General features: G+C 43.2%; 12 protein-coding genes. All 12 read right to left on the minus strand.

Annotation, left to right across the window (positions count from 1 at the left end; genetic code table 11):
- Window positions 1-5: 5 nt before the first annotated feature.
- The 12 genes from FTV12_RS02380 to FTV12_RS02435 all read right to left on the minus strand — a co-directional run bounded on the left by FTV12_RS02380 (window position 6) and on the right by FTV12_RS02435 (window position 17,080).
- The gene (locus FTV12_RS02380; RefSeq protein WP_004786214.1) at window positions 6-719 is read right to left on the minus strand and encodes a D-Ala-D-Ala carboxypeptidase family metallohydrolase; all 714 of its coding nucleotides are present in this window, start codon (window positions 717-719) and stop codon (window positions 6-8) included.
- Window positions 720-859: 140 nt separating this feature from the next.
- A complete protein-coding gene (fdxA, locus tag FTV12_RS02385) occupies window positions 860-1,183 on the minus strand; it encodes a ferredoxin FdxA (protein ID WP_004786212.1) in 324 nt (107 codons plus the stop codon).
- A 204-nt stretch (window positions 1,184-1,387) separates the two neighbouring features.
- Window positions 1,388-4,012: a DNA mismatch repair protein MutS gene (mutS, locus tag FTV12_RS02390; protein WP_180033471.1), complete on the minus strand. Its 2,625-nt coding sequence runs from the start codon at window positions 4,010-4,012 to the stop codon at window positions 1,388-1,390.
- 289 nt (window positions 4,013-4,301) lie between these two features.
- A complete protein-coding gene (locus FTV12_RS02395; RefSeq protein ID WP_179992296.1) occupies window positions 4,302-6,308 on the minus strand; it encodes a triacylglycerol lipase in 2,007 nt (668 codons plus the stop codon).
- 124 nt (window positions 6,309-6,432) lie between these two features.
- Window positions 6,433-7,383: an ABUW_2363 family tetratricopeptide repeat lipoprotein gene (locus FTV12_RS02400; protein WP_004786208.1), complete on the minus strand. Its 951-nt coding sequence runs from the start codon at window positions 7,381-7,383 to the stop codon at window positions 6,433-6,435.
- A gap of 122 nt (window positions 7,384-7,505) precedes the next feature.
- Window positions 7,506-8,315, minus strand: a complete 810-nt coding sequence (gene cysE, locus FTV12_RS02405; protein ID WP_179992297.1) for a serine O-acetyltransferase — start codon at window positions 8,313-8,315, stop codon at window positions 7,506-7,508.
- Window positions 8,315-9,163: an RNA methyltransferase gene (locus tag FTV12_RS02410; RefSeq protein ID WP_179992298.1), complete on the minus strand. Its 849-nt coding sequence runs from the start codon at window positions 9,161-9,163 to the stop codon at window positions 8,315-8,317. The genes cysE and FTV12_RS02410 overlap by 1 nt, the downstream gene beginning before the upstream one ends.
- 35 nt (window positions 9,164-9,198) lie before the next feature.
- On the minus strand, window positions 9,199-12,771 hold the full coding sequence (gene dnaE, locus FTV12_RS02415) for a DNA polymerase III subunit alpha (protein ID WP_179992299.1): 3,573 nt from the start codon (window positions 12,769-12,771) through the stop codon (window positions 9,199-9,201).
- 565 nt (window positions 12,772-13,336) lie between these two features.
- Entirely contained in the window at window positions 13,337-14,032 is a 696-nt protein-coding gene (locus FTV12_RS02420) for a methionine ABC transporter permease (protein ID WP_004786199.1), read from the minus strand.
- Window positions 14,029-15,054: a methionine ABC transporter ATP-binding protein gene (locus FTV12_RS02425; RefSeq protein ID WP_179992300.1), complete on the minus strand. Its 1,026-nt coding sequence runs from the start codon at window positions 15,052-15,054 to the stop codon at window positions 14,029-14,031. The genes FTV12_RS02420 and FTV12_RS02425 overlap by 4 nt, the downstream gene beginning before the upstream one ends.
- A 72-nt stretch (window positions 15,055-15,126) precedes the next feature.
- Window positions 15,127-16,002 carry a MetQ/NlpA family ABC transporter substrate-binding protein gene (locus FTV12_RS02430; protein ID WP_179992301.1) on the minus strand — a complete coding sequence of 292 codons (876 nt, stop codon included), beginning with the start codon at window positions 16,000-16,002 and terminating at the stop codon, window positions 15,127-15,129.
- Between the two features lie 538 nt (window positions 16,003-16,540).
- Window positions 16,541-17,080, minus strand: a complete 540-nt coding sequence (locus FTV12_RS02435; protein WP_179992350.1) for a GNAT family N-acetyltransferase — start codon at window positions 17,078-17,080, stop codon at window positions 16,541-16,543.
- Window positions 17,081-17,113 lie beyond the last annotated feature (33 nt).

Raw genomic sequence — 17,113 nt, forward strand, 5'->3', positions numbered from 1 at the left:
ATGACTTAGTAATTACACATTGATGAGCGACGACTTAAATCCGGGCCCCAAGTGCGATAACCTTGAGTATCAATATGGATTTGGCCAGAGGCATATAAACCGAGCCCCATATTCAGGCTTTGTCCATGCTGTAACCAAAACTGGCACAGTTTGAACTTGGTATTTTCAATTGCTGCATAATCCTGAGCCTGTGGGTACTCAGGTCCGATCCGAAAATCAATTGCCGAGTTAAACAGGTGACGTGAAGAATTGGCTCCACCGGCACACTGATTTAAAGGCAGGTCACGATAAACCGAAGTGACTTCAAAATCAGTCAGTACATTGGCAGCAACCAGATATTTGAAGACACGTAAAGTAGGCACCTGATTTGACCAGAGCTCACGGCTTGGAATCATATATTGCGATCGACCACATTTAGCCCAATCCCGTGCAGTACGCATCAGCTCAAAACTTGGAATAATATTTCCGACCCCTTGCTGGGCCAAAAAGTTTTCATATTCACGTACAAGAGACAGGTTATTTAGTGCCGATACCCAGTGAGTATAGACATAAGGAACCGGTTTAGGCTGTGGTTTATGGTTGTACTGGACTCGTTCTTCTGGGATGTAAATCCTTTTATCTGGAGTTACTTTACCAGACTGTTTTGTGGTGGTAGCACATCCTACAAAGACAAGCGGGATTATACAAACACTCAATAACCCCTTTATTAAATGCTTCATTGATAGCAATTCAGATATTTTAAAATAGCGCTATTTTAGTCCACTTTTACGGAGAAAATCAGGATAAATTGCAATGAAATGTGTGGATGGGGTATAAAAAAAGACCAGTCTATGCTGGTCTTTTTTTAAGATTTGAAAAATTATTTTTCAAGATATTGTAATTTATCAGTTTTACCATTCCACTCTTCACGGTCAGCAGGTTGCTCACCAATTTGTGTGATGTTCGGCCATTTTTGAGACAGTTCAGCATTTAGCTCGATAAAGACTTCTTGGCCTTCCGGTAATTCATCTTCAGAGAAAATTGCATTCGCAGGACATTCAGGCTCACATAACGCGCAGTCGATACACTCGTCCGGGTTAATCACAAGGAAGTTAGGACCTTCATAGAAACAGTCTACTGGGCAAACTTCAACACAGTCTTGATATTTACATTTAATACAATTTTCAGTGACAACGAAGGTCATGGCGACAGCTACCTAAAAAATATGGTTCTAATGACGAATACCGTATTTTAGGCAAAAATAGAGGGAACAAACAATTCCTTTTATTGATATTTGTTATATATAGGGCTGTTAAATTTGAAAAAACTGCGATGATTGGATGAAAGGCTTAGGGAATGAGAATCATCATCAGCTAAGCCCTATGCGGGATAGGGCTTAGAAGAGATTTTAACTTGGCTGTTTCATGAGATCTTTAAGAGCATAAAGTTGCTGTAATGCTTCACGTGGGCTCAGATTGTCGACATCAATGTCTTCTAATAATTCAAGCGCTGCTGAAGGCTTTTCAATCTCGATGACTTTTTCGATGATTTCAGGCATCGCAAACAGATCATGCTGCGGACTCTGTGGTTTGGCCTGATGCTGCTTTTCCAGAATCTTCAAGCGATGCTGAGCTTCTTTAATTACAGCCGCAGGAATACCTGCCAGTTTAGCCACTTGTAAACCATGACTCTGGCTAGCTGGGCCATGTTGGACTTTATGCAGCAGAATAAGGTTGCCATTTAGTTCTTTGGCTGTGACATGATAGTTATCAATTCCTGCTTCTTTGTCCAGTTCGGTTAGCTCAAAATAATGCGTTGCGAACAGACATAGACATTGAATCCGTTTAGTCAGATCCAGCACACAAGCCCAAGCCAGGGACAGCCCGTCATAAGTACTGGTTCCACGACCCACTTCATCCATCAGAACCAGAGATTGACTGGTAGCATGATGCAGAATTTGCGAAGTTTCCGTCATTTCCACCATAAAGGTTGATTTGCCAGTCGACAAATCATCTGCAGAGCCAATCCGGGTAAAGATTCGGTCAATTGGACCCAGTGTTGTCGATTGCGCTGGCACATAACTACCGCAATAAGCCAGTAGGGCAATCAGGGCAGTCTGGCGCATAAAGGTGGATTTACCACCCATATTTGGACCGGTGATAATGGCCATACGGTGCTGATAATCCAGCTGGGTATCATTTGGAGTAAAGGCTGCCTTGCTTAAGGCTTCAACCACAGGATGACGGCCGGCAACGATTTTCACACCAATTTCAGGGCTGAATTTTGGTCGTGCCCAATTGCGTAAACGTGCCTGATGGGCAAAGTTTGCCAACAGATCGATCTGGGCAATCGCACTGCTCATCATCTGTAGATTGCCAATATCCTGACGCAGTTCATCCAGCAACATTTCGAATAGCATTTTCTCGCGAGCAAGTGCACGGGATTCGCTAGACAATACTTTATCTTCAAAAGCTTTTAGTTCATGCGTGATATAACGCTCAGCATTTTTCAGCGTTTGGCGACGGATATAATGTTCAGGTGCCTGTTCAGCTTGTGCACGAGTCAGTTCGATATAATAACCACTGACACGGTTATAGCCGATTTTCAGGGTAGGAATGCCGCTTTGCTCACGTTCCTTAATCTCCAGATCAATCAGGAACTGTCCGGCATGATCACGGATTTTACGCAGCTCATCCAGCTCGCTATCGAAACCTTCTGCAATGACATTGCCATCACGTAGCAATACCGGTGGATTTTCAACAATGGCGGACATCAGGCGCTGATGCAGGCCATGAAAATCGCCCAGTTCTTCATTCAGCTGTTGCAATAATTTCGAATTCTGCTGACTTAACAGCGGTTGTAACGCATGGCGTAAAAATGGAATCTGTGCACAGGCTTGACGTAATTGAACCAGATCGCGTGGACGAGCACTACCTAAAGCGATACGGCTGAGTACACGTTCAATATCACTGATTTCTTTTAAGACCAGACGGACTGGCGATTCATGGAAACCTTCAAGCAATGCCTGTGTCGCATCCAGTCGCTCATCCAGTATCGCAGTATCACGAAGCGGTTGCATCAGGGTGCGGCTAAGCAGACGGCCACCCATAGCGGTCTGACAGTCATTGATCAGCTGAAACAATGAAGTGCCATGTTCAAATAAAGGCTCAATCAATTCGAGGTTGCGACGGGTGACTGGATCCAGTGCAATAAAGTCTGAACTTTGTTCCAGTTGAATGGTTCGGATATGCGGTAAAGCCGTTTTCTGGGTTTCTTTGGCATAGTGAATCAATGCAGCCGCAGCAGCTTTGGCCAAAGGCAGATGATCAATTCCGAAACCTGAAAGTGTACTTACTGCAAACTGGTCGCATAAGGTCTTCTGGGCATTGTTCTGGTTGAAGTCGACATTCGGACGTTTACTGATTGGAACATCTAGCTGTTGTTTTAAGTGTTCTACCAGTGCTTGATCTTGCAGATTTTCATCAATCACAATTTCGCTAGGCATGAGGCGTGCCAATTCAATGGCTAACTGACTTAAGTCATAATCGATTTGCTGGACTTTAAATAAACCCGCACTCAGGTCGAGAAGTGCAATTCCGATTTGTTGCTGGTGAACACACAGAGCCACCAGGTTGGAGGTTTGATGCGCACCTAATAAGGCATCATCAGTTAAAGTCCCGGGAGTGATAATCCGGACGACCCCACGTTCAACTGGACCTTTACCAGTCACTTCACCGATCTGCTCGCAGATCACCACCGTTTCGCCTTTTTTCACCAGACGAGCCAGATAGCCTTCAGCAGCATGGAAAGGTACACCGGCCATGGGAATTGGCTGGCCATTGGCTTTACCGCGATGGGTCAGGGTAATGCCTAAAATTTTGGCGGCCTTATGGGCATCTTCAAAGAACAGTTCATAGAAATCACCCATGCGATAAAACATCAATGAGTGTGGATGCTGCATTTTGACCGACATGTACTGCTGCATCATGGGCGTTAAGCTAGAGAGATCAGCCACAAGTTCTGAACTGGTCATTAAGAAAAAATCCTTTAAATATATAAAGCAAAACCTGAATCTTTTTCCGAAACACTATCCTCGGAAAACCTGGAAAATAGCCTAAGCTAAAATCCTGTAAAGACTGGTTTGAATGTCAAAAATAATTGTCTCAAGTCTAACAAATTTAATTTTTAGAAAGAAACATAAATCCGCAGGAATCTGTATTTGGACGGACTTAGTCGATATAAAGCATAAAAGGGTATTGATACATGGGTTGCCCATAAAAAAAGCCACCCAGAGGCAGCTTTTTTATATCTTTCATCAAAATTTAATCAGGGTCATACAATCCCAGGTCGACCAGATGTAATCTGAGAAGGCGGCGGAGTTCCAGTACAGCCTCAGGCGTTTCCTGAACGGAATGTCCACCTTTGATAATTTTATTGGAAGCCGCTCCTTCAAGATATGCACTCTGATAAGCAACGACATCATCAGTCATGATGTTTTCATCATCACTATCTGTATTATTGCCAATAATCGAGTGAAATTTGAAACCTGGTGCCGGATTAATATCTTTAGTCAGTGCCGTGAATTTTGATTTCTTACTAAGATCACTCGGCCCATTCTGAATCAGATCATGACCAACTTCATGCAGAAAATCACTTAAGCCAATTTCACCTTGGACAGTGTCAGCAAATGCACCCAAAAAGGCACTTGGCACACGAATAATTTTACGTGCCAGTTTGGTATGCCAGCGATCTGCATAATCGGTCCCTTTATGCGGTGCTGCCAGGAAAATAGCACGACTGAAATTCGGAACAGGCTGCATTTTGAAACGCGCTTTAAAGAGTGGATTGTCCCGGAACTTGGTCAGCTTTGAATCTTTTACAATATTAAAAGCGGGCTCGGTAATATCTGCATCACTCACCAATAGACGGGCAATGACACCACCCATACTGTGTCCGACCAGTACAGCTTCTTTTTTGGCTGGTGCATTATTGCTAATACGCGCGAAACCTTGTTGAAGCAGCGCATTAATCTGGAAACGGCTTTCCAGAATAGGCATGTTGGTTGAGTAGAAGACCTGCCACACCTGGAAATTTTCTCTTAAGACCGGATCACCCATAATATCATTCGTTAAACGAATCCAGGCTTCCGGGCTGCTGGCCAAACCATGAATCAGCAATAAAACCTTCTTATTTGGATTGTAAGGTTCCAGCATAAACAGATGCGGCATGACCAGATTATCGTCACGATTGATCAGTGTCAGATAAGCTGCGCGTCCCAGATTGTTTTCTGCCAGCCATAGCCCATAAGGCGCTGAAAAGTTTGCCGCTAAAGCATATTCCTTATTGGCAACTTTAATCTTGTCATATTTATACGGGTCATAAAGTTTTAAATGGAAGTTGCTGTTATTCAGGATCTGTTCTACAGAGTTTGCTGATTCTGGAATGGCGGTAATCGTGGTTGCCAGATAACGTGCTGAATGAATAAAAGGATTTATGCCATTTTGATATTGGTGATTTAGTGGATCGACCAGATATTTTTTATCTTTTTTGGAAATTTCTTCTTCTGGCAAGACCACCAGAAACTCAGAGCCGAAACCGTCACGACGGGTAATCGAGCGCAGACCAGAGAAGTTCATGTTATAGGTCGACATTAACTGTTCAATTGGCTGATTCTTGAGCTGGGGGAAATTGTCCAGATTAATGGTATAGATACTGTTTCCAACCTGCAGACGTTGACCGGCTTCTTTGGTTTTATAACGTTCTGCGTAGATCTGGATTAAATGAGCAATTGCCAGGTTATAAAAGTCACGAATCTGAACTTGTCGGTTGTCGAAGATCCGGTCCTGTGGTGCACGTTCAGTCTGAAACAGATAGGCATAACTGTAGCGGATACTTTTATCCAGCATTTGTAACTGCTGTTCCTGACATTTTTGCAGGTTCTGGGTTTGCAGTTGCTGTTTTTCTTCAGATCGGGTCTTAGCCAGAGCACTGGTTTTACATTCAGCCGATTTACCAAGCTGGAGTGATTTAGCTAGATATAATTCACTCGATGTTGAAAGTAATTGCTCATCCAGAATCTGTGGAATTTCTTGTAGCTCTTTCACACATTCTTCTGGATTATTTTCACAGACTTGTGCTTCACGTCCGGTCATGGATAGGACATTCAGACTGGCTTCACTCAACTTATCGCGTGTAAGAATGCTATCGCGTTCATTATTGATGGTGACATTAATAGCCTGCTCTTTAACACTCACCACCTGACAGCCACTCAGTACAGCTGTCATGAGTACAGTGCAAAGTAATGCTATCTTATTTATTTTCTCGTGCATAAAGACTTTGAACACTCATTTAAAATTATAAAGCTTGATAATGCTTTGTATTTTACTAATTTTTTCCCATAAAAATAGACCGCCGGAGCGGTCTATTTGTAATATTATGAATCTGAAATATAGCTTATTGTGCTGGTGTAGGTGCAGGGGTTGTTGGTGCAGGAGCGGCTGTTTGCATGACTTGCCATACGTTCCAGCGACCCTGTTTTTCAATTTCCTGAATCAGACGATCAGCGACTTCAGCTTCTTGCGGATATTTAATTTTGTAATTATTCAGAACCTGAACAGCGTTCTTTTTATTCTCCATGGCAATGTAGTTATTTGCCGCAGATAAATAAGCTTCTTGAACACCTGCCTGCATTGCCTTGTCCAGATACTGAATTGCTTCGCGGTGACCACCACCTTCAGACAGACCAAAACCGAACCAGAAGTTTGCTTCAGCATCATCCTGGTTAATACGAAGAATGCGCTGTGCATAGGTCATTGATTTGGTGGTATAGATAGAACCCAAATCAAGATTACGTGCCATCACGCTGGCCTTAAATGCACGCATTAAGACATCAAAGGAAGCATTCGGACGTGAAGCCAAGGTATCCAGCTGTTGAGAAACTTCGCGAAGTTTTGCTTCAAAACCACGGCGTTCCTGACGGTCGCTAAAGCGGGGTGGATAATGACGCGCTTTACCTTCTACCATCTGCAAGAAATCATCGATTTCGGTAATGTCGATTTCATTTTCATTGGCAAGTGCTGCATAACGCATACTGCGTGTATTGCTATCCACCATCGGGATGATCAGCTTGTTCACATCTAGGGTTAACTGTTTAGACGGATCTTTAGGATCAGTGACCACCATTTTCGTCACTGGCTGCGCAGCGGCTTTTTGCAAATGAACTTCAAATGGAGGTGGTTCGTTATAGTTAAATGGATTTAAAGCATAAAATGGCGGAGTAAGTTCAGGTTCAACAAAAACTACCTGATCAGCTGGTTTCTGTTCTTGTTTGCTTGAGGTCGGTGCCATAGAGCACGCCGTCATGGTAAAAGCTAAGCAAGCAATTGCTAAGGGCTTCAAGGTCATAATATCCGTCCATTCATGTTATTTTTTAAAACATCTATTCAAAAAATGCATGATCGTCAGTCTATGAAAAGTGCTGCGATCATGCAAGCAAATGCGTGTTACAAAAGAATTACGATTTATAGTCAGGCCTTGGACTGACTGGTTTGTGCTTCGCACTCACGGCGCGCATCTTCCAGAATTTTAAGTTCTTCCTTGCTAAACGGCTGTTCATTTAACTGGTTTTTCTTAAAAGTCGGGTCAAGCAGAGACAGGCGGTTGCACAGTGTATTCATGCGTTTTTCATTTTGTTGAATACGGTCAAGTAGAACACGCATACCTTCCAGAATCGGGTCGGTCTGATCCTGTGTAGTTGCATAAGGCTGGAAACCAATGCTTTCCGCATAATCACGACGACGTGCTTCAGCATCCTCTTTTGGCTGGTCTTTGGTAATAAATCGGGCAGGATTGCCGACCGCTGTGGTATTCGGCGGAACTGCTTTGGTAACCACAGCATTGGAACCAACCTTGGCATTCTTACCTACAGTAAATGGGCCCAGAATTTTGGCACCTGCACCAACAACAACACCATCTTCCAGAGTCGGGTGACGCTTGCCTTTATTCCAGGTGGTACCACCTAAAGTGACGCCATGATACAGGGTGACATCATCGCCAATTTCCGCAGTTTCGCCAATCACAACGCCCATGCCATGATCAATGAAAAAACGTTTACCAATCTTGGCGCCCGGATGAATTTCGATACCTGTTGCAAAACGGCTAAAAGAGGACAAAACACGCGCTGAACCTTTACAGTCTTTTTTCCATAGCTCATGTGCCATGCGATGCATAATCAGTGCATGGATGCCAGGGTAGGTGGTTAAGACTTCTAAGGTATTGCGTGCTGCAGGATCGCGCGCAAAGACAGCTTGGATATCTTCTTTGAGCTGTTTTAGCATTAGTTTTGATCCTCATCCTGTTGTGATGTATGGGAAGATTTTTTCCAGGTGCCGTTATTCAGTGCCTGAACACGAGTGAAAATACCACGAAGTAAGTGATATTCCATACGATCTAATTGTATACGTCCGAAAAGGCGACGCAAGCGTAAAGGAAGTAATCGTGGGTTTTTTGGATCCATAAATTCAATTTCTGCCAGCATTTTTTCCAGATGCGGGTAGAACTGTTCCATCTGTTCATGGGTCACCAGCGGTTCATCCCACTCCATTTCAATGCCATCAATGACTTGCATGTTGGCTTTGGGATCACGTGGGTGTTCAACCTGATCCAGTGCTGCCATACGCAGTTCATAGCAGATCACCTGAATGGCTTGAGCAACATTGAGTACGCCATAGTCAGTATTCACAGGAATGGTTAAGTGATAATTCGCCATCGCCAGTTCTTCATTGGTCAGACCGCGGTCTTCACGGCCAAACAGAATCGCAATTTCCTGTTTATCTTCAACTACAGCTGAAAGTGCTTTTTCAGCAGCAGGGCGAACATCTAGTAAAGGCCATGGAATAGTGCGGCTACGTGCGCTGGTACCAAAGACGATCTGGCAATCTTTAATGGCTTCTTCTAGCGTTTCTACGATTTCAATCTGCTCGATCAGATCGGTTGCACCTGCAGCAAGTGCATCAATATCCGGATGAGGATAGGTTTTAGGCGCAACCAGAACCAGCTTGCACAGGCCCATGGTTTTCATGGCACGTAAGGCACTACCAATATTGGCAGGCAGGGTAGTATTAACCATGATAATACGCACATGGGAGAGATGTGCTGAAACAGCAGCATTGTCAATTTGACTCATGATGATTCCAGTTTGGATATATTAAAATGGGAGATTTATGAATACTGCGGCTGAGATTCAGCTTCATATTGTGCCAGCGCATCGTCCATACTCATGTCAGCAGGTGGAGGTGGAACCTCAACTGGCTTAGCTTCTTCATAAGATACGGCACGTGCAGCTTTAGACTTCACCTGATACTCGATATAGAGCGCAGTCTTGCCAAAATAATCACGTAGCTTGGCGAGAAGATCATCCAGCGGCGCAACTTTCCAGCTTAAACCCAGATGCAGTTCGGCCGTGGCATAGCCATAATCCAGATATAGAATCACTGGAATATGCGTGCTCATGTCCACATTGGTATATGGCACTAGAATCTGCTGCAAGTCACGGCTGAGGGTTTTGCTGTAATGTTCAGCTTGCAAGGTAATCTTGATGCTGTTAGCACGTTTCTGACGGATTTCATTCAGGCTAAAGGCCTTAGTTAAACGACCGAGTGGACGGTCAAAACCTTCACGTTCGTAGATTTCACCTTCAATCACTACCACTTTATCGACCTGAACGATGTCTTTAAAGCGCTGGAAGCGTTCATGGTTGGTGGAAATTTCGATACGTGCCGTACCATCATCTAATGTCACCATCATCCGGTTCGGGAAGTTAGCGACATCGACTACCAGACCGGCAAACACAGTCGTTACACCACGACGGGTTGGGGTTAATTCATTGATCTGACAAGGTACAAAAGCTTTTAGTTCATTACGATATACATCAATTGGGTGACCAGTCAGGTATAGACCTAAGGTATCTTTTTCACCTTTCAGACGAACTTCATCTGACCAAGGTTTCACCGGTTTGGCAGGTTTACGTTGGACTTCTTCAACTTCCCCGAACAGATCCATGATCCCGGTTTCACGGTTCTGACGCGCCTGATCCGCAGCTTGTACCGCTTCAGGCAATTGTGCCATTAGGTCAGCACGTTCAATGCCTAGACAATCTAGTGCACCCGCACGGATCAAGGCTTCGAGCGTACGTTTATTGATTTTTTTCAGGTCGATACGGTGACAGAAGTCAAACAGGTCTTTATAAGGACCTTCTTTCTGACGTGATTCAATCACGGACTGCATTGCCGCTTCACCCACGCCTTTAATCGCACCTAAACCATAAACAATGGTTTTTGGATCACTGGCATGGAACTGGTAAATCGACATATTCACCGATGGTGGTAATACTTCCAGTCCGTTATGACGGCAATCATCAATCAGGAACACCACGTTATCAGTGTTCTGCATTTCCGAGGTCATCACCGCTGACATGAATTCAGCAGGATAATGCGCTTTCAACCAAGCTGTTTGATAGGCGACAAGTGCATAGGCTGCAGCATGCGATTTGTTAAAGCCATAGCCTGCGAATTTTTCCATATAGTCGAAGATATGGTTCGCCGTTGCTTCATCGATATCTTTTTTCGCAGCACCTTCAATGAAGATCTTACGCTGCTTGACCATTTCTTCAGGTTTTTTCTTACCCATCGCACGACGAAGTAAGTCCGCACCACCCAAGCTATAGCCGGCACAGAACTGTGCCGACTGCATTACCTGTTCTTGGTATACCATGATCCCGTAAGTCGGCTCTAATACCTTTTCCAGTAATGGATGCAGGTATTCAAACTCGCCACCATGCATACGATGGATAAAGTCAGGAATCAGGTCCATTGGACCCGGACGGTATAGCGATACGAAGGCGATAATTTCTTCGAACTTGCTTGGACGTGCTTCCTTGAGCATTTTCTTCATGCCGACGGATTCAAACTGGAATACCGCGGTGGTATTCGCCGTCGCGAAGATGTTATAGGCTGGCTTGTCATCCAGCGGAATATAGGAAATATTCACCGGTTCGGTCACGTCTGGGCGGGCATTGATATGCTTGATCGCATCTTCAATCACGGTCAGGTTACGTAGACCCAAGAAGTCGAATTTGACCAAGCCAGCAGCTTCGACATCATCCTTATCGAATTGAGCAACACGTGCAGTACCATCCGCATCACACATCACGGCTGAATAGTCGGTCAGTTTGGTCGGTGCAATCACTACACCACCGGCATGTTTACCGGTATTACGGGTAATGCCTTCAAGCTTGAGTGCCATTTCCCAGATTTCTGAGGCATCGTCATAATCGGGATTTGATGGATTGGTGACGATATCTTTCAGTTGAGGTTCAGCTTCCAATGATTCTTCAAGGCTTAAACCCAGAGGCTTGGTTGGAATCAGTTTGGAAATACGATCAGCCAGACCATAAGATTTACCCAAGACACGGGCTACATCTCGAATCGCACCTTTCGCTGCCATGGTACCGAAAGTCGCAATTTGCGATACCGCATCACGACCATAAGTCCGTGCCACATAGTCAATTACGCGGTCACGACCAGCGATACAGAAATCGACGTCAAAGTCGGGCATCGAAACACGTTCCGGGTTCAAGAAACGTTCGAACAGCAGGTCATAGCGCAGAGGATCAAGATCGGTAATTTTCAAACTATAGGCTACGAGGGAACCCGCACCTGAACCACGGCCCGGACCTACCGGTACGCCATTTCCTTTGGACCATTGAATGAAGTCCATGACGATCAAGAAGTACCCTGGGAAGCCCATATCCAGAATAATCTTGATCTCAAAGGCCAGACGTTCATCATAAGGCTGACGGATTATAGGCCAGTCTTCTTCACGTTTTTCTGGTGGATACAGGAAGTTCAGGCGTTCTTCTAAACCTTCTTCACATAAATGTGCGAAGTAGGTGTCAATAGTATGGCCTTCAGGAATTGGATAATCTGGTAGATCGTTGAAACCTAAACGTAGGGTGACATTACAACGTTTTGCGATATGGAAGGTGTTTTCAATCGCGGTTGGAATATCGCTAAACAGTTCCGCCATTTCTGTTGAGCTTTTAAAATATTGCTCAGGGCTATAGGTTTTAGGACGGCGATTATCACCAAGCACATAACCATCTGCGATACAGACACGCGCTTCATGTGCTTCAAAGTCTTCGCGTGCAATAAAATGCACATCATTATGTGCAACTACACCAATATTATATTTCTTTGCGAGCTTTACCGCTTCTTCAATGAAAGTATCTTCATTAGCACGGCCAGTGCGGGTGAGGGCGAGATAAACACGATTTCCAAATTTCTCTACCCATTCTTGCAGTAGCGGTTCAGCTTTATCGGGATTTGAAGTAATCAGCATTTTGCCGACATCGGACTGCATACCGAGCAATACGATCATGTCATCGTGCTGATTCAAGATCCAATCTTTTTGTACGCAAGGAATATCCAGTTGCTGGCCGCTGATATAACCTTCAGACACCAGTTCGGTCAGGTTGCGCCAGCCTTTGTTGGTCATGGAAAGCAGGGTAACCCGATGCTCAGCATCATTCAGACGAATTTCAGAGCCAAGAATCGGTTTGATGCCTTTATCCAAACATTTTTTATAGAATTTAACAGCAGCATGTAGATTGGATAAATCAGTCAGCGCGAGTGCTGGCATCTCGTCATTCGCAGCAGCTTTGACCAAGTCAGGTATACGTACGATGGATTCAGTAATCGAAAATTCTGTATGAATACCAAGATGAACAAAGTGCATAAATGAGTCCCTGCAAAAACCACTCGATAGTTTAGCACGGGATTTATTGTTTCAGTTTGAAATTGAGGGGAAATGCTGAACTTTTAGATTGTGAATTAGAATTGACTTAAAGTCATGTTTATCATTTTATCGGAATAGAACTACGTATCCAAATTGAATTTGTATTAGGCGACATGGATGTCGCCGTTGGCTTGTGATACAGGGACGTATCATCAAGCTAACAGAAGATTTTTGTTACCTTGCATAGCAGTGCTATTCATCTTTCAAAAGTAAAAGAAGAATTTCAAGTGTCAGTAAGTTTATTCATAAAGTTATTTGAAAATTAGAATTTCATTATTTTTACTTTAATTTAAATTTTGAGTAGTTATGCCTTACTTTTGACGGGCCAAAAGTAACAAAACCCCTCGTTGATCTGATGGCACTTCCATGTGCCACAGATCAACGGCAGCATCCATGCTGCTAAGTCATGTATCAAATGTTCGCTTCGATGTTTAAGATGCAGATATTTTTATGGGTAGAAAATAAAACCCTCAAAAAGAGGGCTTTATTTACTTAGGAATTTAGCTTAACGAAGTCGCGATAACCAGTCACCGACACTTTGTACAATCTGTACCAGGATCAATAAAACAATCACAGTCATGATCACCACAGAGGTATCAAAACGCTGATAACCATAAGAAATTGCCAGATCACCAATGCCGCCGGCACCAACTGCTCCAGCCATCGCCGTTGCACCAATTAGACTGATGGTTGCAGTCGTCAGGTTAAGAATGAGTGAGCTACGCGCTTCCGGCAGAATAAACTTAAAGATGATCTGCATTGGTGTTGCACCCATGGCTTGTGCAGATTCGATAATCCCCTCATTCACTTCTAGCAGAGAAGTCTCGACTAGACGACCAATATAAGGACCGACATAAATAGTCAGAGGCACAATCGCTGCCCAAGTACCAATTGATGTTCCGACCAAAAACTTGGTTAGTGGAATCACTGCAATCAGCAGAATAATAAAGGGTAGGGAACGCAGTGCATTCACAATCGGGTTTAGAGCATGATAAATCACACGGTTTGGCAGAATCCCGTTTGGGCGAGTGACAAGTAAAATGATCGCCTGAATAAAGCCCCAGATACAGCCAAACAGCATTGCGAAGAACACCATGTGAAAGGTTTCTTGCAGTGCAGTAACAAACTGATCCATCGATAGTGAACTTTTCCAGAATGGCGCAGTAATGGTGGTCAACCACTGTACAATTAAGTCTCTCATTCTTGTACTCCTGCTTGATCTACTTGTACGCCGTTATCTCTCAGATATTGCATTGCCGCTGTGATTTGCGCTGGATCGCCTAAAAGTTGGATAAACATCTGGCCAATCACTGAACCATTAATTTCTGTCATATTGGCAAACAGGATATTTAAACTGACATCAAACTGTTTGATCACACCTTGAATCACGGTTTCCTGCGCTGAGCTGCCCAGGAATTTTAAACAATAAATACTGTGATGATTCTGGTTTTCCAGATTCGCCAGAATATTCACTGGCAAGTTTTGCTGGAGTACAGTTTGAATGAAATTCTTGGTTGTTGGATGCTGAGGTTGACTAAAGATCTGCAGGGTAGAACCGGTTTCAATCACATCACCTTTTTCCATGACAGCCACATAATCACATACGGTCTCAATGACATCCATTTCATGGGTGACCATAACAATGGTAATGCCTTGTTCCTGATTAATGCGTTTCAGCAATTGCAGTACAGATTTGGTGGTTTGCGGATCTAAAGCAGAAGTTGCTTCATCACACAGCAGAATTTTGGGATGATTCGCGAGGGCACGCGCAATACCGACACGCTGCTTTTGACCGCCTGATAACTCGTCCGGAAAAGCATGACGCTTATGTTTTAGGTCAATAAAATCCAGCAGTTCTCCGAGACGTTTTTCCCGTTCAGCCTTACTCCAGCCAAGCAACTTCATTGGCATTTCAATATTGGCAGCCACTGTTTTAGTCTGCATCAAGTTAAAATGCTGAAAAATCATGCCGATCTGGGTACGTTCCTGACGCAATGATTTGGCATCCAAAGCAGTAAAGTTCGTGCCATTGATAATCACCTGACCAGACGTTGGGCGTTCAAGCAGATTAATCAGGCGGATCAGGGTACTTTTACCAGCACCACTATAGCCAATAATGCCAAAGATACTGCCGGTTGGAATCTGTAAATTGATCCGATTCAAGGCACGTAAGGTTTGACCCTTGAGCTCATACTGTTTGGAGATGTCTTTAAATTCAATCATAGTGTCAAATACTGCATCACGAATAAAAAAACAGGCAAGAAATCTTGCCTGTTCTGAATATTGATTATTGTATTACTTTTCTTCGGTTAAATAAGTCACTGGTTTATTGACAGCAACTTTAGTACCACCGAAGTGTTCATCAACATAGGCTTTCACAGCAGGAGTATGATACAACTGGCCAACTTTTTGAAGTACAGGATCATTTTGACGGTCAGCAGCGACAGCTAAAATGTTAACATTCATTTTAGTACTTTGATCAATCGCTTCGTAATAGATCGCATCTTTCAATACGTTCAGACCACCTTCCATTGCCAAAGTATTACCTAGAACAATCGCATCAACTTCATCTTTCACACGAACTGCAGTCGCCATTTGAATTGGCTTAATCACAATCTTTTTCGCATTTTCAGTAATGTCAGCAGGCGTACCTTTTACTAGGTCAAAGTTTGGTTTAAGTTTTACCAGACCTGCAGATTGTAATAATAACAATGCACGTGATTCATTTGCGCCGTCGTTCGGAATCGCAATTGTAGCGCCTGTTTTAAACTCTTCTACTTTTTTTACTTTGCTTGAGTAGATCCCCATTGGCTCAAGATAAGTCGTAGAAAGCGGAGCGATCTTTTGAGTATTGGCGTCGTTATAAGCCACCATATAGGCATAAGACTGGAATGCGTTGACATCAATTTCTTTGTTGGCAACAGCAGTATTCATCGCCACATAGTCAGTGAAGTTTTTCACATCAAGTTTGATGCCGGCTTGTTTAGTTTCAGGCAAAGTTGAAATGTAGCGCCATACGTCAGCATCTGAACCAGTCGATGCCATAGTAACAGTTTGCAGTTCACCTGAGTCTTTGTTTTGTGCTGCATCCGTTGCAGGCGCTTCTTGTTTTCCGCATGCAGTTAAAGTCAGTACAGATGCACTGAGTAAAACGCCAAGTAGCTTTTTCATAAAGATGTCCTAATTTTCGTGTTGCCTAAAGTATATGCATTTTAAGGTCATGTTAAAGTGGAGTTTTATTACACTTTCAGCTGACCTTAGATCGAGTCGCATGTGGCTCCGGCAGGGAAAATGCAAATGTACTGCAACAGTTCACGTTAATTCGATCGGGTCAGAGTTCACCAAACCACTATAGAGATTCCCTATTTGGAGAGAGTAAATAGAGGTTTTATAAAAGATATAGTCAAATTTGGTGCTCTGAATGGGCGCAATCATAGCAATTATTATTTATTCAATATAGTGGATAAAAACTATTTACTTATCTTTTTAATAGAATATAAATTGAATGAAAATGATCAAAATATCAATGAATACAATATATTATTTTTATTGAAGATAAGGCGGAATTTCATATCGTTTAAAGATTGATCTTTATAAGATTTTATCCAATAGAAATCATAAAAATGAATAAACATGATAAATACATCAGCTCATTAAGCTACTGAAAGATCTTTTTTAATAAATGTTTAGGGAGGATTTGAGCCGTGTCTTATTTGGCTGAGTAATTAATTTGATTGATTTCATACAATACATGCCAACATAAAGGGTGATCTTCCGGCAGCTTTGGATGCTGAAATTCTTGAGTCTTTATCATGCCTATCTTTTTCATCACAGCCTCAGATGGGGTATTTGATTTGGCAGTAAACGACACAACTTTATCTAGGTTTAAAGTATTAAAGGCATAATCTAGGACTGCACGTGCACCTTCAGTCGCATAACCTCGATGCCAATACTTTTTCGCCAGACGCCAGCCAATTTCAACACAGGGCGAAAACTCAAACAGATCAGGTTGTGGTTGCAGACCAATGAAGCCAATAAATTCTTTAGTCTCTTTTAGCTCAACTGCCCATAAACCCCAACCATGCTGATCAATCTGTCGAGTCACTTTTTCAATAAACTGTAGGCTTTGTTTAGATGTCAGTGGAGCGGGAAAATAACGCATGACCTCATTATCTGCACACATTTGGATAAATGGGGCAGTGTCAGCGTCTTGCCATTGGCGGAGGATGAGGCGAGGGGTTTTTATAATTGCAATCATGTTTATCTTGAAATTTGTAAATTT

Origin of the sequence: Acinetobacter sp. YH12233, assembly GCF_013417725.1 — a bacterium.
GTDB lineage: Bacteria > Pseudomonadota > Gammaproteobacteria > Pseudomonadales > Moraxellaceae > Acinetobacter.